The organism is Amycolatopsis palatopharyngis, assembly GCF_003385185.1.
In the GTDB taxonomy this organism is placed as follows: domain Bacteria; phylum Actinomycetota; class Actinomycetes; order Mycobacteriales; family Pseudonocardiaceae; genus Amycolatopsis; species Amycolatopsis palatopharyngis.
Genome location: NZ_PQHZ01000016.1, coordinates 1 through 20,017, shown reverse-complemented (window position 1 = coordinate 20,017; position 20,017 = coordinate 1). Strand labels below are relative to the sequence as shown.

The window sequence follows — 20,017 nt, the reverse complement described above, 5'->3', positions numbered from 1 at the left end:
GACTTGGGTCCATGACCGACGCCGCTGACCTGACCATCCCTGCCGATCTCAAACCCGCGGACGGCCGCTTCGGCTGTGGCCCCTCGAAGGTCCGCCCCGAGCAGCTCGCGAGCCTGGCCAGGGACGGTTCCGCCCTGCTCGGGACGTCGCACCGGCAGAAGCCGGTGAAGTCTCTCGTGGGGCGTGTGCGGGCGGGGCTCTCCGAGCTGTTCTCCCTGCCGGATGGCTACGAGGTCGTGCTCGGCAACGGTGGCACCACCGCCTTCTGGGACGCGGCCGCGTTCGGTCTCGTGCGGGAACGGGCACAGCATTTCACCTATGGCGAATTCTCCTCGAAGTTCGCCACGGTCACGAAGGGCGCCCCCTTCCTCGCCGACCCGATCGTCGTCTCGGCCGATCCCGGCAGTGCGCCGGAGATCACCTACCAGGAGGGCGCCGATCTCGTCGGCTGGGCACACAACGAGACGTCCACGGGTGTGGCCGTGCCCGTGCGCAGGCCCGCGGGCAGCGAGAACGCGCTTGTCGCGATCGATGCCACGTCCGGAGCCGGAGGCCTCCCGGTCAAGGCCGAGGATTTCGACGTCTACTACTTCGCGCCGCAGAAGTCCTTCGCCTCCGACGGTGGCCTGTGGCTCGCGCTCATGTCGCCCGCGGCGATCGAGCGGGTCGGCGAGATCGGCGGTTCCGACCGCTGGGTCCCGGAGTTCCTTTCCCTGCCCACCGCGCTGGACAACTCCCGCAAGGACCAGACGTACAACACGCCCGCGGTGGCGACACTGTTCCTGCTTGCCGACCAGATCGACTGGATGCTCGCGGGCGGTGGGCTCGACTGGGCGACCGCGCGGACCAAGGAGTCTTCGACGCGGCTGTACGACTGGGCGGAGAAGACCGGTTACACGACCCCGTTCGTATCCGACCCCGCGTTGCGTTCGCAGGTCGTCGGGACGATCGACTTCGCGGCCGAGGTGGACGCTGCCGCTGTGGCTAAGACGTTGCGGGCCAACGGGATCGTCGACGTGGAGCCGTACCGCAAGCTCGGCCGCAACCAGCTGCGTGTCGGCCTGTTCCCGGCGATCGACCCGGACGACATCTCCGCGCTGACCGACTGTGTCGAATGGGTCGTCGAGCGCCAGGGGTAGTCGGGCTTGGCAGACACGGGTGCTGTGGGCATTCATCCGGCACAGCCGCCCACAGCGGACACATTTTTTTGCCGCCACAGCGCCCGTGTCGCCGTGCGAGTACCCCTCACCTGGGTCAAGATCATGGTCGGATGGGTGACAACTCGGCGCGCCTCGCGCGTCAAGCCGACGCGCCGCCCTAACGTAGGCACCCACAAAGGTGAAGTATTCGGGAGGACGGCATGCGGGCGCTACGGGTAGTGGGGCTACACGAGGACGGTAAGTCCATCGTGTGCGAAGACCCCGCGAGCCGTGACCGCTTCCTGCTGCCGGCCGACGAACGGCTTCGCGCGGCCGCCCGTGGTGACATCACTCGCCTCGGCCAGATCGAGATCGAGCTGGAGAGCCAGATGCGTCCACGTGAGATCCAGACCAGAATCCGCGGCGGTGAATCCGTCGAGCAGGTGGCGAGCAGTGCCGGTGTGCCCGTGCAGCGGGTGGAGCGGTTCGCCTACCCCGTCCTGCTGGAGCGCTCCCGCATCGCCGAAATCGCCCAGCAGGCGCACCCGATCCGCGAGGACGGCCCGGATGTGCAGACCCTCGGCGAGATCGTCGCGTACGCGTTCGGCACCCGCGGGCAGGACTACACACAGTCCACCTGGGACTCCTGGCGGGGAGATGACGGCAAATGGGTCGTCGGACTGCACTGGCGGGCCGGGCGGTCGGAGAACCGGGCGCACTGGTCGTTCTCGCCGGGAGCACACGGCGGGACCGTCGTGGCTCTGGACGAGCCCGCGGAGGCCCTGCTCGATCCGCACGCCCACCGGACGCCACGCACACTGCGTTCGATCAGCCCCGAGGACGGCGAAACCCCGGAATCGGACCAGCCGATGCTCGACTACCACGGCACCGGTCAACAGGGCGCGACGGTGATCGAGGCCCCAATTCCGGAACCGGAAGAGGACGACACCACCGAGTTCCCGCGGATCCCGCCGGAGGAGCAGGCCGACGGCAGTTCCGCACACCAGGGCAAGCAGGCTGTCAAGGGCAGGAAGGGCCACCCCACGGTCCCGGCGTGGGAGGACGTACTGCTCGGGGTTCGCTCGCAGCGCGGCTGATCCTCGCATCACCTCCGTTGCTCGGCGTCCAGCCGAGCGATCAACAGTTTCGGCGCCACCATGCGGTACGCGTCGGTGACGATTCGCGCGATCTCGGCCCAGTCGACGTCGACGTCCAGACGCACACCGAGCCAGCCCCGGTGACCGACATACGGCGGCCGGTAGAACCGCTCCGGCTCCTGCGCCACGAGCTCCTCCTGCACGCCCTGCGGCGCGGGACACCAGAAACCCAGCCGGTCGTCGTGATGGTGATCCGCGTACGTCACGAACGTCTTCTTGCCTCGGACGAACCAGGTGGGCTCGCCGTGACTGAGCCGTTCCGTGGACTCCGGCAGCGTGAGGCAGATCCTGCGCAGCGACTCGAGCGGATCCTGTTGTTTGCCGGGCATGACTCGATTGTCCGGCGGGCACCGACAGTTTCGACGCACCTCGCTCCGAGGCCGAGTCAGAACGCGATGACCAGTATCCCGATCCAGGACACGGCCACGCCGACGGCAGTACCGAGCACCAGCCAGCGCAGGACCGGCAGCCGGCGTGCGAGCCAGAGCGACGGGGCCAGTCCCGCGGTGACCACGAGCGCCGCGACGACCGCGAGCCAGCCCGAGGTCTCCGTTGCCAGCGTCGTCGCGAGCGCGAGCATCGCGACGACAGCCACCACCGCCGCGAACGCCGCGACCACCAGACCCGTGCTCCACGGCGTCGGTTCCTCGCCGATTCTGCCCGGACCCAGCAACCGCCGCAGCAGCCGGGACGTCATCGGAGGCCGAGCCGGCGGGGACACCAGCAGCGGCTCGCCGCTGACCGGATCGACGTAGTTCACCGGGGTGCCGAAGGTGGCGGCGACACGCCCGGCGAGCTGACGGCCTCGCTGCGAGACCATCCTTGCCGCCTCGACCTCGGTCTCCGCCTCGGCACTCGCACGTCGCAACGCGGCAACGACCCTGGCCCACTCGTGCAGCGCTTCGGCGAGGTCGAGATCGAGGGCGACCGAACGGGGATCAGCTTCCCTGCCGTGTGCCCCAAGTACCGGGCGCTCCCCCTTGACCCGAAGCTCCACTCGCTCACTCCCGTCCTGCCCGCGGCCGCGGCTCAATCTACCCACGATCGGCGAGCTCGTAGAAGCCAACGGCAGCGGCGGTGGCGACGTTGAGCGAGTCGACGCCGTCGGCCATGGGGATCCGGACGGCGACGTCCGCCGCATCGATCGCCTCGGCGCTGAGGCCTGGCCCCTCGGCACCGAGCAGCAACGCGATCCTCCCGCCCTCCGGTCGCGTCTCGCGCAACTCGCGCAAGGAGAACGAACCGGGCCTCGGCGTCATCGCCGCGACGCGAAAACCTTGTTCGCGCAGTAGTTCCAGGCCCGCGGGCCAGGGGCGCAGTGCCGCGAATGGCACGCGGAGCACATTGCCCATCGACACCCGCACACTGCGCCGGTACAGCGGGTCGGAGCAGCGTGGACCGAGCAGGACGCCGTCCACGCCGAGTGCGGCGGCGTTGCGGAAGATGGAGCCGAGGTTCTCGTGGTCGCCGACGCCTTCGAGCACGGCGAGGATGCGGCCGTTCCGCGCGATCTCCTCCGCCGAAGGCAGGTCCGCCTTGTCCGCGATCGCGAGCACACCCCGGTTGAGATGGAAACCCACGACGCTGGCCATGGTGTCCGCCGATGTCTCGTACACCGGCGCGCGGACCCCAGCGAGGTCCCCGGCGAGCTCCTCGATCCGCCTCGGCACACCCAGCACGGCCCGCACCGGATAGCGCGAGGCGAGCAGTCTGCGGACCACCACGGCGCCCTCGGCGATGACGAACCCACGACCGCCGGGACGATCAGGCCTGCGGTCGGCTGTAGTGAGATCACGGAAGTCGTCGAGCCGAGGATCGTTCGGATCATCGGTCCGGATCGGATCGCAGGTCGCGTTCACCACGCAGGCGAGTCTCCCATCCGCCATCCTGCCCGCTCCCGCGTACTCCGAACCTCGCTGTCGCACCTGGCAAATGGGTGATGATCGCTCAGGGTTAGGTCGAGGTGACAGACGGCACCAGTTTGGCCGCTAGCCGCGTGGGTACCGGTGTGTAACGGTTGTCCGCCGAGCAGTTCAGCGCCAAGGTCGCGGGGAGCCATGGCCGAGCAGAAGCGGGGATGCGCCATGGGCGAAGACGTGTCGTCGGCGGAGCTGTTCCAGCAGCGTGATCGAGGGCGCTACCGGCGCAAGGTCCAGCGGTGCCTGGACACCCTGGCACGGATGCTCACCGAGGGCGGTTTCTCGTTCCCCCGAAGGCATATGGGTGTCGAACTCGAACTGAACCTGGTGGACGAGTCGATGCACCCTTCGATGACGAACGCGATGGTGCTCGACGCGCTGGACGACCCGTCGTTCACCACCGAACTGAGTCAGCACAACCTCGAGTTGAACGTGCCGCCCCGGCCGCTCGCCGGAGAATCGGCGCTGGAACTGGAGAACGAGCTGAACTCCTATCTCACGACGGCAGGCGCGAAAGCCGGTGAGGCGGGGGCGAGGCTGGCCATGATCGGCATCCTGCCGACGCTCACCCAGGACCACTTCGACCAGAAATGGCTGACCAACAACGCGCGCTATTCGTTGCTCAACGACCAGATCCTCGCGGCGCGGGGCGAACAGACCCTGCTGTCACTGGACGGCGCTGGCCTGCCGGGACAGAAGCCCGAGCGGTTGCGTTGCTATGCGGAATCAATCCTGCCCGAAGCCGCCTGTACGTCCGTGCAATTGCACCTGCAGGTGGAACCCGAGGAGTTCGCCGCGCACTGGAACGCGGCGCAATGTCTCGCGGGTATCCAGGTGGCGACGGCGGCCAACTCCCCGTTCCTGCTGGGCAAAGCGCTCTGGCAGGAAACGCGGATCCCGCTGTTCCTGCAGGCCACCGACACCCGCCCTGAGGAACTGAAGAACCAGGGTGTCCGTCCCCGAGTGTGGTTCGGCGAACGCTGGATCACCTCGATCTTCGACCTCTTCGAGGAGAACGTCCGCTACTTTCCCGGCCTGCTGCCGGAAACGGACTCCGAGGATCCGATCGAGGCACTGGACTCAGGGCTGGCGCCGAAGCTCACGGAGTTGCGGCTGCACAACGGCACGGTGTGGCGGTGGAACCGGCCCGTCTACGACGTGGTGGGCTCCCAGCCGCACCTGCGGATCGAGAACCGCGTGCTGCCCGCGGGCCCGACCGTGCTGGACATGATGGCCAACGCGGCGTTCTTCTACGGCGCACAGCGGGCTCTCGCCGAGGCAGATCGTCCGGTTTGGACCCAGATGTCCTTCCAGGCCGCGGAGCAGAATCTGTACGCGGGAGCACGGGGCGGCTTCGACGCACAGCTGTACTGGCCGGGCATCGGCTGGCTGCCCCCGGACGAGCTCGTGCTGCGCGTACTGCTGCCGCTGGCCCATGACGGGCTGCGGCGATCGCAGGTCTCGGACGAGGCACGGGAGCGCTACCTCGGCGTCATCGAGCAACGCTGCATAGTCAGGCAGTCCGGCGCGTCCTGGCAGCGGTCGTTCGTCGCACGCGCCCAGGAGCGCGGGGCAGACCGGAACTCGGCGCTGACGGCGATGCTCACCCGCTACCTCCAGCTCTCCGCCGAAGGAAGTCCCGTGCACACCTGGCACTGCGACTGAAACGGCGGCGGGCGACAAGCAGCGGAACTGGGCAACGCCTGGTGGTGCATGATGGGGGCAGGCGAGGAGGTGAGCAGTGCCCAAGATCATCGGTGGCTCGCTCGCCGAGCATCGGGAGCAGGTCCGCACACGGGTGTTCGACGCGCTGCGCAGGCAGTTGTACGAACGTGGGTTCGATGCCGTAACCCTTTCCGGAGTCGCGGCCGAGGCGCAGGTCGGGCGATCGGCGATGTACAACCACTTCCCCGACAAGCAGCACCTGCTCGTCGCCTTCGTGGAGGAGGAGGCGGCGAACTACGTGCAGCGGCTACGTACGGCCGTGGCCGCCGAACCGGACCCGGTGGCGAAGCTGGCCACCTTCGTCAGGTTGCAGTTGCGCGTCCTCGCCGAGTACCACCTGCCACCCGGCGGGTCGCTCGACGCGACGCTCGACCCCGCCGCGTACCGCAGGGTGGCCGCACACGCCGATCCGATCACCGAGCAGTTGCGGGAGATCCTCGACGAATGCGCGAGGGAGAAGCTGCTCACCGAGGAGGAACCGGACGTATTGCTGGGACTGATCACCGCGGCACTCGGGAGCAGGCAGGTCGTCGACGTTCCCGCGGAACGGCTGGAGACCACGATCGAGACCGCCGTGCGGTTCGTCCTTCGCGCGATCGGAGCAATTCCGGCCGCCAAGGTCGATTTAGGCTAGCCTAAGTACGCGATCTGCCCTACGCTCTTTCTGACAAGGTGTCATCTCGTTCCGAGGCACGAACCAGCGAGGGAGGACGTCTCATGGCCGCATCCACGGTGACCGCCCCGGACATCGCGGTGGAGAGCGTCCCGTTCTCCCAGACCCTGCGTGAGTCGACCAAGCGGCTGCACGACAAGGCGCATCACTCGGCCTATATGGACGCACTGCTCGGCGGCTCGCTCACACTGGCGGGCTACGCCCAGCTCGCCGCGCAGTACCACCTGATCTACGAAGCGCTGGAAGCCGCGTCCGACCGGATGGCCACCGACACCATCGGTGCGCCGTTCGTGATCGACGAACTGCGCCGGATGCCGGCCTTGGCCGTCGACCTCGAGTTCCTGCTCGGACCGCAATGGCGCGCGAAGATCGATCCCGTTCCGGCCACCATCGAGTACGCGGAGCGGATCCGGACGGTGACGGACGGCTGGGCGGGCGGATTCGTCGCCCACCACTACACGCGCTACCTCGGTGATCTCGCGGGCGGTCAGGTCGTGCGCTCCCTGCTGAACCGCACGTACGGGATCACCGGAGCAGGGGCGGCGTTCTACGACTTCAGCGGAATCGACAACCCGCACGCCTTCCGTAAGCACTACCGCGGCCTGCTCGACCGCGCGGACTGGACCGCGGCCGAACGCGTACGCATCGTGGACGAGACGCTGATCGCATTCGAGCTGAACATCGCCGTCCTCGGCGATCTCGCCGAGCGGATCGAGCCCTTTCGCGCCTGAGCCCACCGCCGACCGGCGGCGCCGCACTGTGTCTCCTGCTACATCGTGATTGACCTCTACCAAAGTAGAGGTTGCAGAGTGGACCTTGTACGGCGCGTTTTACGGACGTCCACAAGGGGGATTTCGGCACGACGAAACATCTCCCCGGTTCGCCCGCCCGATGCGCGGCTACTAGGTTTGACTACGGCAGAGGTTCGCGTCGCGGCGCCTCGCGCGCTGAGACGCCACAGCACACGCGTCGACACGCAGACATACGAAGGAGGGCTAATGGCCCTGTACGAACTTCCGGAACTCGACTACGACTACGGCGACCTCGCCCCGCACATTTCCGGCGAGATCAACGAACTGCACCACAGCAAGCACCACGCGACCTACGTCAAGGGCGCGAACGACACGATGGAGAAGCTGGCCGCCGCGCGCGAGGCCGGAGACTTCGGCAACATCGTCGGTCTCGAGACCACCCTGGCCTTCAACCTGGCCGGGCACGCGAACCACGTCGTCTGGTGGAAGATCCTGTCGCCCAACGGTGGCGACAAGCCGACCGGCGAACTGGCCGCCGCGATCGACGAGAGCTTCGGCTCCTTCGACAAGTTCAAGGCCCAGTTCACCGCGGTGTGCACCACGATCCAGGGCAACGGCTGGGGTGCACTGTCCTGGGACCCGATCGGTAAGACGCTGATCACCCAGCAGCTGCGCGACCACCACAACAACCTGATCCTGCCGACGCAGCCGATCCTGCTGGTGGACGTCTGGGAGCACGCGTTCTACCTGGACTACAAGAACGTCAAGCCGGACTACGTCAAGGCGCTGTGGAACGTCTTCAACTGGGACGAGATCAGCAAGCGCTTCGAGAACGCCAAGTCGGGCGGGAACGGCCTGCTGCTCTCCTGAGCGGCCGCTGACGAACCGGGGCCCTACCTCCAGCAGCGGAGGGAGGGCCCCGTTTTCGTGTCACGGGTTTGACCTCGAGTTCACCTGAGGTAGCAAGATGATCGACATGGACACATCGGCATACCTGGCCAGGATCGGTGCCGGGCATCCGGTGGCGGCGGACCTCGGCGCCCTGCGCGCGCTGCAGGTGGCCCACCTGGCCACCGTCCCGTTCGAGAACCTGAGCGTGCACCTCGGCGAACCGATCTTGCTCGACCCCGGCGCGCTGGAGGACAAGATCGTGCGACGCCGGCGCGGCGGCTTCTGTTACGAGCTCAACGGCCTCTTCGCGATCCTGTTACGTGAACTCGGCTTCGAGGTGAGCCTGCTCGCCGCCCGTGTCCACCTGCCGGACGGCCGGCTCGGGCCGCCGTTCGACCACGTCGCGCTGCGGGTGGACCTCGACGACTCCTGGCTCGTCGACGTCGGATTCGGCGCCTTCTCCCGGCAACCATTGCGCCTGTTCGCCCCGGACGTCCAGCCGGACCCCGATGGCGAGTTCCTGTTGCTCGACCAGCCAGGCGGCGAGGTGCGGGTATGCCGGGACGGTAAACCCGTCTACCTGCTGGAACTCAGGGCGCGTGAACTGGCCGACTTCATCCCGACCTGCTGGTGGCAGTCGACGTCACCGGACTCGCACTTCACCCAGGGCCTGACCTGCTCGCTGCCGACGAGCACCGGCAGGATCACGCTCTCCGGCGACCGGCTGATCGAAACAGTGCACGGCGAGCGCCAGGAGCGAATCCTGCCGGAGCCGGAGATCGCAGCCGTCTACCGCGAACGTTTCGGCGTCGAGCTGGAGCGGGTACCTTCGCTGGGCGGCCGTCAGGTGAACGTCGCGCCGAGTACCGCATGAACGAGGCCCCGCCTCCGGGGTTTCCCGGCTGCGGGGCCTCGCCCGTTCCCGAACTGACTGCCGCTCCCACCACGAAGCGGACAAGTATGAGGTTAGCCTAACCTCATAGCCCTCGCAAGCCCCTCGGCGGCGAGAAGTACTCCACTCACCCATCCGGGCCAGGCCGAACGTCGCACTTTCCCGGGAAAGTGCGAGGGGACGGGTGGTCAGCGGCGGGTGAGGATGCGGAACTGGCCGCGGGAGGGCCTTGGCAACGTGACGCCACCACGACGGATGAACACGATCGCGCAGACCACCGCGGCCAGCGCCGAAACGGCGCCGCCGACGTAGAAGGGCGCCCGCCCGCCGAAAGTGTCGGCCAGCCAGCCGGTCATCGGGCCACCCACCGGGTTGCCGCCGATCAGCACCAGCACGTACAGGCCCATGACGCGGCCGCGCATCTCCGGGCTGACGGCTGTCTGCACGAGCGCGTTCGCCGTGTTCAGGAAGGTGATGGTCGCGAAACCCAGTGGGATCAGCGCCAACCCGAACGTCAGGTACGTGGGCATGAACGCGGTCCCGAACTCCAGCGCCCCCAGCAGGAACGCCGAGATCAGCAACAGCCGTACCCGCGGCCTGCCCCGCGATCCCCTGCGTACCGACATCAGCGCACCGGTGAAGGTGCCGACGGCCAGCAGAGTGGACAGCATCCCGTAGCCGTCGGCTTCGGTGCCGAAGACGTTGCCCGCCACGATCGCCAGCGAGGTGAAGAAGGTGATCCCGAAGGTGCTGACGAAGAACACCAGCACCATCAGCGTGATCAGGTCCGAGCGATTGCGCACGTAACGCAACCCCTCACGCAACTGGCCCTTGGCCCGCCCCACACCGGCACTGCTGCGAAAGAGCTGGTCCGGATCCATCAGCGCAAGCCCGGCGAGTACCGCCACCGTGCTGACGGAGTTGGCCAGGAACAGCCAGCCCGTGCCGACCCAGGTGATCGTGAAACCGGCTATGGCAGGTCCGATGATCCGGGCCATGTTGAAGACCGACGAGTTGAGTGCGACGGCGCTGGCGACCTGCTCCCGGCCGACCATCTCCGCGATGAACGACTGTCTGGTCGGTACCTCCAGCGCGGAGAGGCAACCGAGGGCGAAGCACAGCAGGTAGACCTGCCACAGCGTGACCAGTCCAGTGACGTCGAGCAGCCCCAGCACCAGCGCCTGCGTCGCCACGCCGATCTGGATGCCGATCAGCAGCTTGCGCTTGTCCACCCGGTCCGCCAGCACGCCCGCCCAGAGCGAGAGCAGCAGGGTCGGGGTGAACTGCAGCGCGATCGCGATGCCGAGCGCGAGCGGATCGTTGCCACTGAGGGTGAACACCAGCCAGTCCTGCGCGATGCGCTGCATCCACGTGCCGATGTTGGACACGATCTGGCCGGAGAAGAACAACCGGTAGTTGCGCAGGCGCAGCGATTGGAACATCGCCCAGCGCGGCCTGGGCGCCTCGGCGGGCGGCGGCGAGTTCCGGGTAGGCGGAAGCGGGGGTGCCGTCGATCGGATAGTGCTCGGCTTCGCGGTCAGTTGAGCGTCGCTACCCGTCGTTCCCGGCATCCCTGGTTACTGCCCCCTTGTTACTGGTTCCCCTGCTCTGCCATCCGGTCGATGATCTCGGCCGCGCGGGAGAGCACTTCCCGCTCCTCGTCGTCGAGTTCCGCCAGTCGTTCGTCGAGCCAGGCCTCGCGCGCGGAGATCGTGGCGTGCACGTACTCCAGTCCGCGCTCGGACAACGCGACGATCGCCTGCCTGCCATCGGTCGGATGCGGGGTTCGCTCGACGTAACCCAGCTCCTCCAGCGCGGCGATGACCCTCGTCATCGACGGCGGCTGGACCCCCTCTTTGGTGGCGAGCTGGCCCGGGGTGAGCGCCCCACATTTGTGCAGCGTCGACATCGCGGACACCTGGGTCAGCGAAACGTCCTGGCCCGTCCGCTGCGCGCGCAACCTGCGGTTGAGCCGCACCACCGACAATCGGAGCCGGCCAGCCAGCGATCGCTCGTGCACACAATCGGACATATAGTTAGCATACCTCACGAACTTTGTCTCCTCCGGGTGAACCTTGCCACCAGTAGCAGGTGAACCCGTTTGTGGCCCCGTGCGGATAACCGGGTGACGACGTTCTCACCACGGAAGGTGGTTCATGACATCCAGAGACGGCCCGGCCAATGAGGATGCCGACGGTAGCGATGCCGAGATGATCGCCACCTCGGTGGCGGACCCGGACGCGTTTGCCGTCGTCTTCGACCGGCACAGCCCGCACATCCACCGCTATCTCGCGCGCAGACTCGGCAGGCAGGCCGCCGACGATCTGGTGGCCGAGACCTTCCTCGCGGCGTTCCGCAAACGCGCCGGATACGACCTCACCCGGCCTGACGCCCGGCCCTGGTTGTACGGCATCGCCACCAAGCTGGTCAGTGGACACCGCAGGGCGGAGCAGCGCGAGTACCGACTGCGCGGGATGGCGGCCGTGCGGCAGGAGACGGACTGCCACGCCGACCGGGTGGCCGCGCAGGTCACCGCGCAGGCCATGGGGCGGCTGCTGGCGACGGCGCTGGCCGAGTTGAGCGAAGGCGACCGCGACGTGCTGTTGCTCATCGCCTGGGAGGGACTGGCCTACGACGAGGTCGCCGATGCGCTCGGCATCCCCGTCGGCACGGTCAGATCGCGGCTGAACCGCGCCCGGCGCAAGGTCCGGCTCGTGCTGGACGCCCCCGAGACAGACCTGACACACACGAACACCGAGGAGACGACCAGCCATGGATGAGATGCAGCTGATCCGGGAGATGAACGGCAACACCGAACTCGCCACCCCCGAGGAACTCGCCCCGGCACGGGCCCGGCTGCTTGCCGCGACCGCAGGTGCACGAGCACAGCAGCCGACCGGTCCGCGCCGGCGCCGGTTCGGCACGGGCGCACGGCTCGGGTTCGGCGGTGTTATCGGGATCGCCGCCGCAGCGGCGGCCGTCGTCGTCATCGCGCCGTTCGGCGGGCAGGCACCGGAAGCCTCCGCGGCGCAGGTCCTGCACGGGGCCGCGGAAGCGGCACTGGCTCTGCCCGACGCCGAACCGGAGGCGGATCAGTTTGTCTACAAGAAGGTCGCACTGCCGGACGGGCGTAGCTATGAACTCTGGCGATCGGTCGACGGGACGCGGGACGGCCAGTACGTCGAGGGGGGCGAGAGCAGTCCGGTCTACGGATGCCAGGACGGGAAGCAGCAGGTGCCCAAGCCGACCGGTCGGCCGACCGAGGAGACGGACTGTGAGGCGAGCCCCGCCGTACGGACCGGACTGCCGACCGAGCCCGACGCGATGCTCAGCTATCTGGTCGACCACACGAAGGCGGTGCCGAAGGACCAGCAGCCACTGGCGAAGTACCTGGTGAAGGACTTCCTCGTGCTGCAGGACGACCTCTACACCGAACCGGAGGCCCGCGCGGCACTGTTCGAGGCCTTCGCGACGCTGCCGGACATCGCGACGGTCGAGGACGCGGAGGATGCCACCGGGCGCTCCGGAATCGGCATCAAGGTCACGGGTGACGATGACGCCAGGAGTTCGCACCCGGTACTCGTGTTCGACCCGGAGACCTATGCCTACCTGGGTTCGAGCGAAGACACCGTCGTCGGAGTGGGCATCACCGACAAGGTCGGTGAGCGCCCCTGACAGAGTTCTCCCACTTTCGGAGGGAAAGCGCGGTGCTGGGGGTGCCGCGCTTCCCCTCCGAAAGCGACGCGACTACGCGAGTGCTGCCTCGATCGGGCCGACGGCGAAATAGGCGACGAAGGCGGCCGCGACCACCCACATCAGCGGGTGCACGTCGCGGGCCTTGCCCGTGGCCGCCCTGATCAGGACGTAACTGACGAATCCGGCCCCGATGCCGTTGGCGATCGAGTAGGTGAACGGCATCACGACGATGGTCAGGAAAGCGGGAAGCGCGATGGAGAAGTCGCTGAAGTCGATCTCGGTGACCTGCCGGATCATCATCGCCCCGACCACGACCAGCGCGGGCGCCGCGGCTTCGACCGGCACGATCTCGTACAGCGGGGTGAAGAACATCGCAGCGATGAACAGCAGGCCGGTGACCACGTTCGCCAGACCGGTGCGGGCGCCCTCGGCGATTCCCGCTGCCGATTCGACGTACACGGTGTTCGAACTGGCCGACGCCGCTCCGCCTGCCACCGCGCCGACACCGTCGACGAACAGTGCCCTGCCGACCCCCGGCAGCTCACCCTTCTCCTTGATCAACCCGGCCTCCTTGCCAAGACCGGTCATCGTGCCGATCGTGTCGAAGAAGTCCGTCAGCACCAGGGTGAACACCAGCAGCGCCGCGGTGATCGCCGGCACCTGGACCCAGGCGTCGAAGGACACCTGGCCGAGCAACGACAGATCGGGCAGCCCGGCCAGATCGTCCGGCAGGGCCGGATAACCGAGATTCCAGCCCTTCGGGTTGACCCCGGCCGACGGACCCGCGTTGACGACGGCCTCCACCACGATCGACAGCACCGTGGCCGCGAGGACTCCGATCAGGATCGCGCCCTTGACGTTCTTCGCGACGAGAATGCCCATGAGCACCAGTCCGACCACGAAGACGGCCGTCGGCCAGGACGCGATGTTCCCGTCGATCCCGAGCCCGACCGGCACCGTGGTGCCGGCCGCGTCGGGCAGCCGCCGGACGAACCCGGCGTCCACCAGCCCGATCAGGGCGATGAACAGCCCGATACCCACCGCGATGGCGGACTTCAGGTACGAAGGAACGGCGTTGAACACCATCGTCCGGACACCGGTGACCACGAGCAGCAGCACGATCAGGCCGTTGACCACGACCAGTCCCATCGCGGCCGACCAGCTCATCTGGGGCGCGATGGTGACCGCGACGAGCGAGTTGACACCGAGACCCGCCGCCAACGCGAAGGGGTAGTTGGCGACCAGTCCGAACAGGATGGTCATCACGCCCGCGACGAGCGCGGTCACCGCGGCGACCTGGTTCACCGGAAGGATGTCGCCGAAGGCGTCCGTTTTGGCCCCGGTGTCGTCGGCGGAGAAACTGCCGAGGATCAGCGGGTTCAGCACGATGATGTAGGCCATCGTCACGAATGTGACGACGCCGCCGCGAACCTCTCTGCTCGTGCTCGAACCGCGTTCACTGATCTTGAAGAACCGGTCGAGTCGGGTCCGCGTGCTCTGCTCGGCCATGTCACCTGCCTCCGTGTAGTCACCAGCAACCGAGGGTGCCCGTCTCGGGTCATCTTCGCGCGGGCAGGGGTAGCCTCCCTGACGTGGGCAGACCGATCAACGACAGGGGCGGTTCCGGAAGGTTTCGTCCCCCGCCCGAGCTACCGAAGCGACTGCTCGACCTGTGGCCGGTTGTGGTCGCGGGAACCGCGGTGTGGTTCGTGGTTTTCCTCGTCCTGCTCCTGACCGGCGTCACCGGACTGTGGCTGTGGACGACCCTCGCGGGCGGAGCGCTCGGCCTGCTCGGGCTCGCGGTGATGGCCTGGCAGCGCTCCGCCGCGAAGCGCGGTTCCAGGGGCGCCCAGCGCGGCCTCTGACTCCGCGGTTCTCCCCCGCACGCTCAGGCGAGCAGGGTGGGCGCGTCGGGCTCGTCGAGCAGCGCCACGATCAGCAGCCGGTCGGCCCAGCGGTCCGAGGCCCAGGCGAAGGCCCTGCCGAGACCCGCCGAGCTGTCCTCGGCATGCACCCGGTCATCGACCCACCACGGCACGTCCCGCGACTCGCCGGCCAGCGCGACGGAGAGCCGGTCGTGCATCCGCACTCCACCGCCGGGCAACGGCAGGTCCAGCAGTTCGGCCACCGCCCGTACGGCATCGAGTTCGTCCCACCGCGCGTACTCGCCCACCGTTTCGACCGCCGCCCGTGTCCGCTCGCCGGCCAGCGGCAGATCCAGCAGGTCCGCGAGCCGGGGGTCGAAAGCCGGGCCCGCGACGAGCCGGTTCGCGGGCCATACCGCGAGCAGCCACGGCGCGTCCAGCACCACGGCGTCCGCGGCGTTCGCGACCGAACCCGCGAGAGTGCGTACCAGCTCCGGTGGGTCGAGCTCGTCCACCGCCATTTCGGCGCTCAGGAGCGCGGCATGCGTACGCAGGGCCAGCCCTTGCCCGATTGACCGGCCTGGGTCACCGAGCCGGTCGAGCAGATCGGCCGCGTCGTCGGTGTCGGCCACCGACAGTTCGCCGCGCACACCGATCGCGCGCAGCACGTCGTCCCGCATCCCGAGATCGGGCACCGGCTCGTAGAGCCCGGCCAACGCGGTTGCCGAAGGCAGCCGCCACTCGAGGGGCGGTCGCCCGGCCAGCGACGCGTATCTGGCGACCCACCACCCGGTGTGTCCGCGCGGCTCGGTGAGCGCCCGCCAGGTTTCCGGCCGCCCGGCAAGCAGGCGCAGCGCCGCAGGCCACGCGTCCTCCGCGACAAGATCGAGATCCCGGACCGCGAGCACCCTGGCAGGCGGTTCCGTTTCCGACTCCCACCAGTCCTGTTCGTCCGGCAGATCGTGATCCGGTTCGACGGGTTCGTCGTCCGCGACGACGGCGAAGGAACTGAGTACGCCGATCGCCTCCAGCACCGGCGCGGGCCAGCGCGCCGCGAACTCGGTGTCGAGTACGTCCAGCGGCGCGTCCTCGCCAAGCGCCTCGGGGTCCAGCACCTCCAGCAGGTCCGCTTCGGGCAGCACGAGTTCGTCGGCGCGCCGCCAGCGGGACGCGGCGGGAAGAGCGAGCGCGCCGAGCCCATCCAGGCCGGCCATCTCGCCGTCGGACAGGATGCCCAGCACCGTCTCCGCAAGCGCGGTGGTGTCCACACCGGACCGGGCGTCCTCGACGCTGCGCCGCACGGCATCACGTAACTCGGGCGCGTCCAGCAGGTCCGCGATTCCCGCCCTGGTGGCGCCGAGGCGTTCGAGCAGTGGATGCGCCACCTCAGGATGCACCAGCCGCAGCCCGACGATGTCCACACCGGACAGTTTTTCCGCGAGGCCGCTGCCCGAGTCGAGCAACAGTGCGCCACGCGGCCCCGGCAACACACGCCCGTCCAGCAACGGGACGGGCAACGCACCCAGTTCGTCGGCGGACAACTGCCTGGCGTCGAGCGCGGACAGCAGTGCGTCGTACAACTCCCGCCACCAGAGCAGGGGCCGGTCGAGACCGCTGACCGCCTCGACCATCTCCGCAGGGGCGAGCGGGGTCGCTCCCACGGTTGCCAGTTTCCTGCCCGCTTCCGGTCCGCACAGGGGCGCGGCCACCAGATCGGGCACGATTCCGGCGAGCAGCGCGACGAGGGCGGGCGCATCGATACCCAGCACTCGCGCCCTACCGGCCGCGATGTCCGCCACCTCATCGGCCGAGGGCAGCCACGGGCGGGTCCGCAGCGCGCGCAGAACCAGTTCCCGTAGTTGTTCGTCCACTTCGGAGAGTGGGAAACCGGCTCGTGGGACCAGCTGAATCCGGACGGCGGGCGCGATTCTGCGTGCCAGTCGCGGGTACTCCTGAGCGGCTCTCTCCAGCTGCGCGGTCACTGCTTCACCGGGCAGGACCCTGCGCCTGGATGGCTCCATCGCGACGTCGGCGAACAGGCGCGCCGGAAGGGAGAGTCGCTCATCGGTCGGCGTCGGTGTACGCAGCACGTCGCCGTCCAACGGCAGTGGCGCCTCGTCGGCGTCGACCGGCAAGAACCACATGCCACCCCCGCCGTCGAGTGGCTGAGTCAGCCATCGCCGGACGGCGCCTTCGGGGTCGGTGATCGCCACGAGGCCGGAGGCGGGTTCACTTCGCCGCCAGAGCGCACCCGCCACCTCGATGCTCGCGAGCCACGGCAATGCCAGCAGGAGGTCCTCGGCCTCTTCGGCGAAACCGGCGAGCAGAGCTGACCGGTCCACATCGGCCTGGAGCGGTAGCCGCACCTCGGTGTCGTAGCCGACGGCCGGAGGGGGCTCTTCGGCGGGCACCGGCCAAGGCAGGCGCAACACGGGCACCTCACCGCCCTCGCCTGCGCCGGGGACTCCCGCTTCGGCGGCAGCGGCCGAGGTCCGGGTAGCGGAGAACGCGACGCCACCGGTACGGGAGACGATCCTCGGTTCGGTCGTGACCGTGAGGACCGCTGCGAAGCCGACGCCGAACCGGCCGACCGTGTCTCCCCGCTTTGCCGAGGCACGCAAGGAGGAAAGCGCCGCGACACCGGGGGGGTCCAGGGGGGAGCCGGTGTTGGCGACCCACAGCTCGCCGTCCACAATGGACGCCCGAAGGCTGCCGGGCCGCCCTGCGGAGAAGGCAGCATCGGCGGCGTTCTGGGCCAGCTCGACGAACAGCCGATCACGGTAGCCGCCGACCTTCAGGTCGTGTTCGGCGTTCGTGTCCTCGGTGAACCTGGTCGGTGATTCCCGCCAGGCTCGAAGTACGGCGGCTCGCAGTTCGGCGGCCCCGAAGGGCTCACTCGCGGGCGCTTCAGTCCCCGACGGACTCACCGGCGCTCGACCGCTCGGCCGCGGTGGCGGCATCCCCGGCAGGCTCCATGTCCAGCAGCGAATCGTCGTAGACCAGTTCGGCGACCGGCACCGACGGAGCGACCTCCACCTCGACCTCGGAGTGGGCGCCGCAGCCGTACTCCACATGCACGACATGCCCGTCCGCGGGCGAGATGTCGTTGGCGCAGGCCCCGAAAGCCGCACGGAGGGAACCGTCGATCGCGAGGAAGAAGCCGCAGGTGCCACAGGTCGCGGGGGCTCCGCGTGCCATGTCCGAACGGGGCCCGAACTCGCTGCCGCGCCACCTGGAGGCGGCCTCCAGCCTGCCGTAACGCGACAGCACGCGAACGCGGCCGAGACCGACCTCGTGCGCGGCGTCCTCCACCTGTGGGTCGTCGGAGGCGAGGTACGCGGGCACGAGCCGGGGATCGTCCCGCTCGGTCGGGAAGAGATCGCCGACGCCGAGGTCACCGGCCTGGACCCGGCGCTCCCACGGCACCCACTGCGGCGCGACGATCGCCTCCGGCCCCGGCTGCAGAACGACCTCGCTCACAGTGACCGGAGCGTCCTCGTCCGCGGTGGCGAGGGTGACGGACCACCGCCAGCCTCGGTAGCCGGGAACCATCGCCTCGAACAGGTGACTGACCGAAACGGCGTCCTCGTGTTGCACGCCCACGTGCGCGCCGACCTGCTCGGCACCCGCGTCGAATACCGCGGCCGCACGTGCGACATCGATCGCGCCGGTCAGTTTCTCGCGGATCGCGCCGTCGTCGAGAGTGAGCAGGAGCGTCATAAGGCCCCATTGTGCAGTACGTAGCGGGAGAAGGCGGGGTCAGGCTGCCGTGCATCACCCGAACATCGAAGGGGGCACTGTGCGGGTTATGCACAATGCGGCCGCATACCCGTCAGACACCAACGTCAGGCGAACCGATCCGCTGTGCATCACCCGAACATCGAAGAGGGCACTGTGCGGGTTATGCACAATGCGGACGACAGGAGCCGGACGGAGCCCGCGTAGTCCGGCTCGTGGCGGCCGCATACCCGTCAGACACCAACGTCAGGCGAACCGATCCGCTGTGCATCACCCGAACATCGAATGGGTCACTGTGTCACGCTGAGCAGGTGCGCATCATCACGGTCCTGCTCGCGGTCGCCGCGGTGGCCACGGGTTGCGCCGGCACCACGCTCCAGGAGGAAGCGGCGTCGGTCGAGCAGTTACGGGTGCGGGTCGAGGAGGAGTTGCCCCACGACAACGAGGCCTTCACCCAGGGGCTCGAGCTGCGCGACGGCATCCTCTACGAGGGCACCGGGCTGGTCGGCAGGTCCACTCTGCGCGCGGGCCCTCCCGGCGAGCGGCCCGAACTCACCGCGGAACTCCCGCGACCCCTGTTCGGCGAGGGCATCACCGTCGTCGGCGATCGGGTCTGGCAGCTGACCTGGCAGAGCGGTCTCGCGATCGAGTGGGACCGGGAGGCGCTCACCGAACGACGCAGGGTGCCGTACCAGGGTGAGGGCTGGGGACTGTGTCATCAGCCGGAGGCAGGCAGGCTGGTGATGAGCGACGGTTCGGCCCGGCTGACGTTCCGCGACCCGCGGACCTTCGCCGTTCTCGGCTCGGTCACGGTGCGCGCGGACGGACGGGAGTACGACCAGCTCAACGAGCTGGAATGCGTCGGCGGCCAGATCTACGCCAACGTGTGGCGCTCCGATCGCATCCTGCGGATCGATCCGGCCGATGGTTCGGTGACCGCGGAGATCGACGCGTCCGGACTGCTCACCGCTGCCGAGCGGGATTCGGCCGACGTACTCAACGGCATCGCCGCCGTGCCGGGCAGCGACCAGTTCCTGCTGACCGGGAAGCTGTGGCCGAAGATGTTCCGCGTGACACTGGTCCCGGCGGACGGGTAAGGGGCGCGCCATGCTGGGGATACGGCAGGATTGACATCATGACGCGTTTCGGTCCGCAGCCCGAACCGGACGGCAGGCGTTTCGGCCGTCTGGGGAAGCGGCGCGCCGGGCGCAAGGGGAAGCGCAAGTGGACCCCGGAGCCGGGCGGTAGTGTGCCCCGGCCCGCCACGCCGCCGAGGGAGACACGGCTCTACGAGACTCCCGGCGGCGAGCAGGGGACCCCGCCTTATCGCGAGCCTTTTCGAGGGACCGCGCCACCGCCGTCGCCTGCCACACCGCCGCCACCACAGACTCCGCCGTCACCGCAGACACCGCCTCGCGGCAGGTCCTTCCCGAACGCGGACGACGCGAGCACCGGCACCATTCCCACACCGCCGCCCGCACCCCGGCGGGGTGCCCGCCCGTACCCGCCACCGGACCAGCGGCGGACGCAGCAGGTCCGCAGGGACTACCCCCCGCCGCTGGTCCGGTGG

At 68.7% G+C, this 20,017-nt stretch carries 19 protein-coding genes and 1 pseudogene; 12 read left to right on the top strand and 8 right to left on the bottom strand.

Annotated elements, in window-relative coordinates:
- Window positions 1-11 precede the first annotated feature (11 nt).
- Both serC and sepH read left to right on the top strand, forming a co-directional pair.
- Window positions 12-1,139 (top strand): phosphoserine transaminase, encoded by a 1,128-nt coding sequence (serC, locus tag D0C15_RS14595; RefSeq protein WP_116045383.1) that lies wholly within the window; start codon window positions 12-14, stop codon window positions 1,137-1,139.
- A 221-nt stretch (window positions 1,140-1,360) separates the two neighbouring features.
- Entirely contained in the window at window positions 1,361-2,236 is an 876-nt protein-coding gene (sepH, locus tag D0C15_RS14590; protein WP_116045381.1) for a septation protein SepH, read from the top strand.
- Window positions 2,237-2,244: 8 nt separating this feature from the next.
- Here the strand turns inward: sepH and D0C15_RS14585 are convergent, their stop codons facing one another.
- From D0C15_RS14585 to D0C15_RS14575, 3 genes are read right to left on the bottom strand one after another with little or no spacing between them, the layout of a single operon-like run.
- Window positions 2,245-2,625, bottom strand: a complete 381-nt coding sequence (locus D0C15_RS14585) for an MmcQ/YjbR family DNA-binding protein (protein ID WP_116045379.1) — start codon at window positions 2,623-2,625, stop codon at window positions 2,245-2,247.
- Window positions 2,626-2,681: 56 nt separating this feature from the next.
- Window positions 2,682-3,293, bottom strand: a complete 612-nt coding sequence (locus tag D0C15_RS14580; RefSeq protein WP_116045377.1) for a DUF2537 domain-containing protein — start codon at window positions 3,291-3,293, stop codon at window positions 2,682-2,684.
- Window positions 3,294-3,330: 37 nt separating this feature from the next.
- Complete coding sequence (locus tag D0C15_RS14575; protein WP_116045376.1) at window positions 3,331-4,182, bottom strand: TrmH family RNA methyltransferase; 852 nt, start codon at window positions 4,180-4,182, stop codon at window positions 3,331-3,333.
- Window positions 4,183-4,380: 198 nt separating this feature from the next.
- Between D0C15_RS14575 and D0C15_RS14570 the strand changes: the two genes are divergently transcribed.
- The 5 genes from D0C15_RS14570 (at window position 4,381) to D0C15_RS14550 (ending at window position 9,130) form a co-directional block, all read left to right on the top strand.
- On the top strand, window positions 4,381-5,880 hold the full coding sequence (locus tag D0C15_RS14570) for a glutamate-cysteine ligase family protein (RefSeq protein ID WP_116045374.1): 1,500 nt from the start codon (window positions 4,381-4,383) through the stop codon (window positions 5,878-5,880).
- 76 nt (window positions 5,881-5,956) lie between these two features.
- Window positions 5,957-6,574, top strand: coding sequence for a TetR/AcrR family transcriptional regulator (locus tag D0C15_RS14565; RefSeq protein ID WP_116045371.1), 618 nt, complete (start codon window positions 5,957-5,959; stop codon window positions 6,572-6,574).
- An 83-nt stretch (window positions 6,575-6,657) separates the two neighbouring features.
- The gene (locus D0C15_RS14560; RefSeq protein ID WP_116045369.1) at window positions 6,658-7,344 is read left to right on the top strand and encodes a biliverdin-producing heme oxygenase; all 687 of its coding nucleotides are present in this window, start codon (window positions 6,658-6,660) and stop codon (window positions 7,342-7,344) included.
- A 267-nt stretch (window positions 7,345-7,611) separates the two neighbouring features.
- Window positions 7,612-8,235, top strand: a complete 624-nt coding sequence (locus D0C15_RS14555) for a superoxide dismutase (protein WP_116045367.1) — start codon at window positions 7,612-7,614, stop codon at window positions 8,233-8,235.
- Between the two features lie 106 nt (window positions 8,236-8,341).
- Window positions 8,342-9,130, top strand: coding sequence for an arylamine N-acetyltransferase family protein (locus tag D0C15_RS14550; RefSeq protein ID WP_116045570.1), 789 nt, complete (start codon window positions 8,342-8,344; stop codon window positions 9,128-9,130).
- A gap of 206 nt (window positions 9,131-9,336) precedes the next feature.
- Here the strand turns inward: D0C15_RS14550 and D0C15_RS14545 are convergent, their stop codons facing one another.
- Both D0C15_RS14545 and D0C15_RS14540 read right to left on the bottom strand, forming a co-directional pair.
- Entirely contained in the window at window positions 9,337-10,590 is a 1,254-nt protein-coding gene (locus tag D0C15_RS14545) for an MFS transporter (RefSeq protein WP_116045365.1), read from the bottom strand.
- A 149-nt stretch (window positions 10,591-10,739) separates the two neighbouring features.
- Window positions 10,740-11,180 carry a MarR family winged helix-turn-helix transcriptional regulator gene (locus D0C15_RS14540; RefSeq protein WP_116045362.1) on the bottom strand — a complete coding sequence of 147 codons (441 nt, stop codon included), beginning with the start codon at window positions 11,178-11,180 and terminating at the stop codon, window positions 10,740-10,742.
- A 124-nt stretch (window positions 11,181-11,304) separates the two neighbouring features.
- Between D0C15_RS14540 and D0C15_RS14535 the strand changes: the two genes are divergently transcribed.
- On the top strand, window positions 11,305-11,928 hold the full coding sequence (locus D0C15_RS14535; protein ID WP_116045360.1) for an RNA polymerase sigma factor: 624 nt from the start codon (window positions 11,305-11,307) through the stop codon (window positions 11,926-11,928).
- On the top strand, window positions 11,921-12,823 hold the full coding sequence (locus D0C15_RS14530) for a CU044_5270 family protein (RefSeq protein WP_116045358.1): 903 nt from the start codon (window positions 11,921-11,923) through the stop codon (window positions 12,821-12,823). The genes D0C15_RS14535 and D0C15_RS14530 overlap by 8 nt, the downstream gene beginning before the upstream one ends.
- Before the next feature lie 72 nt (window positions 12,824-12,895).
- Here D0C15_RS14530 and D0C15_RS14525 read toward each other — a convergent pair whose 3' ends face one another.
- Window positions 12,896-14,353: an NCS2 family permease gene (locus D0C15_RS14525; protein WP_116045357.1), complete on the bottom strand. Its 1,458-nt coding sequence runs from the start codon at window positions 14,351-14,353 to the stop codon at window positions 12,896-12,898.
- Window positions 14,354-14,436: 83 nt separating this feature from the next.
- Here D0C15_RS14525 and D0C15_RS14520 point away from each other — a divergent pair, with 83 nt between their 5' ends.
- Window positions 14,437-14,709 (top strand): DUF2530 domain-containing protein, encoded by a 273-nt coding sequence (locus D0C15_RS14520; RefSeq protein ID WP_245975796.1) that lies wholly within the window; start codon window positions 14,437-14,439, stop codon window positions 14,707-14,709.
- A gap of 23 nt (window positions 14,710-14,732) precedes the next feature.
- Here the strand turns inward: D0C15_RS14520 and D0C15_RS14515 are convergent, their stop codons facing one another.
- Together D0C15_RS14515 and D0C15_RS14510 are read right to left on the bottom strand one after the other, a co-directional pair.
- Window positions 14,733-17,636 carry a sacsin N-terminal ATP-binding-like domain-containing protein gene (locus D0C15_RS14515; RefSeq protein WP_116045355.1) on the bottom strand — a complete coding sequence of 968 codons (2,904 nt, stop codon included), beginning with the start codon at window positions 17,634-17,636 and terminating at the stop codon, window positions 14,733-14,735.
- Complete coding sequence (locus D0C15_RS14510) at window positions 17,617-18,429, bottom strand: DUF3027 domain-containing protein (RefSeq protein WP_116045353.1); 813 nt, start codon at window positions 18,427-18,429, stop codon at window positions 17,617-17,619. Before D0C15_RS14510 ends, D0C15_RS14515 begins: the two co-directional genes overlap by 20 nt.
- A 329-nt stretch (window positions 18,430-18,758) precedes the next feature.
- Between D0C15_RS14510 and D0C15_RS14505 the strand changes: the two genes are divergently transcribed.
- Window positions 18,759-19,544, top strand: coding sequence for a glutaminyl-peptide cyclotransferase (locus D0C15_RS14505; RefSeq protein WP_425455394.1), 786 nt, complete (start codon window positions 18,759-18,761; stop codon window positions 19,542-19,544).
- Window positions 19,545-19,582: 38 nt separating this feature from the next.
- Window positions 19,583-20,017 (top strand): annotated as a pseudogene (locus tag D0C15_RS34125) (hypothetical protein); the annotation flags it as partial.

What these genes read in the sequence shown, in the direction of transcription:
- D0C15_RS14535 (WP_116045360.1), top strand. Translation starts at nt 11,305, where the DNA reads ATGACATCCAGAGACGGCCCGGCCAATGAGGATGCCGACGGTAGCGAT.
- D0C15_RS14540 (WP_116045362.1), bottom strand. Translation starts at nt 11,180, where the DNA reads ATGTCCGATTGTGTGCACGAGCGATCGCTGGCTGGCCGGCTCCGATTG.
- D0C15_RS14545 (WP_116045365.1), bottom strand. Translation starts at nt 10,590, where the DNA reads ATGTTCCAATCGCTGCGCCTGCGCAACTACCGGTTGTTCTTCTCCGGC.
- D0C15_RS14575 (WP_116045376.1), bottom strand. Translation starts at nt 4,182, where the DNA reads ATGGCGGATGGGAGACTCGCCTGCGTGGTGAACGCGACCTGCGATCCG.
- serC (WP_116045383.1), top strand. Translation starts at nt 12, where the DNA reads ATGACCGACGCCGCTGACCTGACCATCCCTGCCGATCTCAAACCCGCG.
- D0C15_RS14560 (WP_116045369.1), top strand. Translation starts at nt 6,658, where the DNA reads ATGGCCGCATCCACGGTGACCGCCCCGGACATCGCGGTGGAGAGCGTC.
- D0C15_RS14550 (WP_116045570.1), top strand. Translation starts at nt 8,342, where the DNA reads ATGGACACATCGGCATACCTGGCCAGGATCGGTGCCGGGCATCCGGTG.
- D0C15_RS14555 (WP_116045367.1), top strand. Translation starts at nt 7,612, where the DNA reads ATGGCCCTGTACGAACTTCCGGAACTCGACTACGACTACGGCGACCTC.
- sepH (WP_116045381.1), top strand. Translation starts at nt 1,361, where the DNA reads ATGCGGGCGCTACGGGTAGTGGGGCTACACGAGGACGGTAAGTCCATC.
- D0C15_RS14530 (WP_116045358.1), top strand. Translation starts at nt 11,921, where the DNA reads ATGGATGAGATGCAGCTGATCCGGGAGATGAACGGCAACACCGAACTC.
- D0C15_RS14510 (WP_116045353.1), bottom strand. Translation starts at nt 18,429, where the DNA reads ATGACGCTCCTGCTCACTCTCGACGACGGCGCGATCCGCGAGAAACTG.
- D0C15_RS14525 (WP_116045357.1), bottom strand. Translation starts at nt 14,353, where the DNA reads ATGGCCGAGCAGAGCACGCGGACCCGACTCGACCGGTTCTTCAAGATC.
- D0C15_RS14585 (WP_116045379.1), bottom strand. Translation starts at nt 2,625, where the DNA reads ATGCCCGGCAAACAACAGGATCCGCTCGAGTCGCTGCGCAGGATCTGC.
- D0C15_RS14570 (WP_116045374.1), top strand. Translation starts at nt 4,381, where the DNA reads ATGGGCGAAGACGTGTCGTCGGCGGAGCTGTTCCAGCAGCGTGATCGA.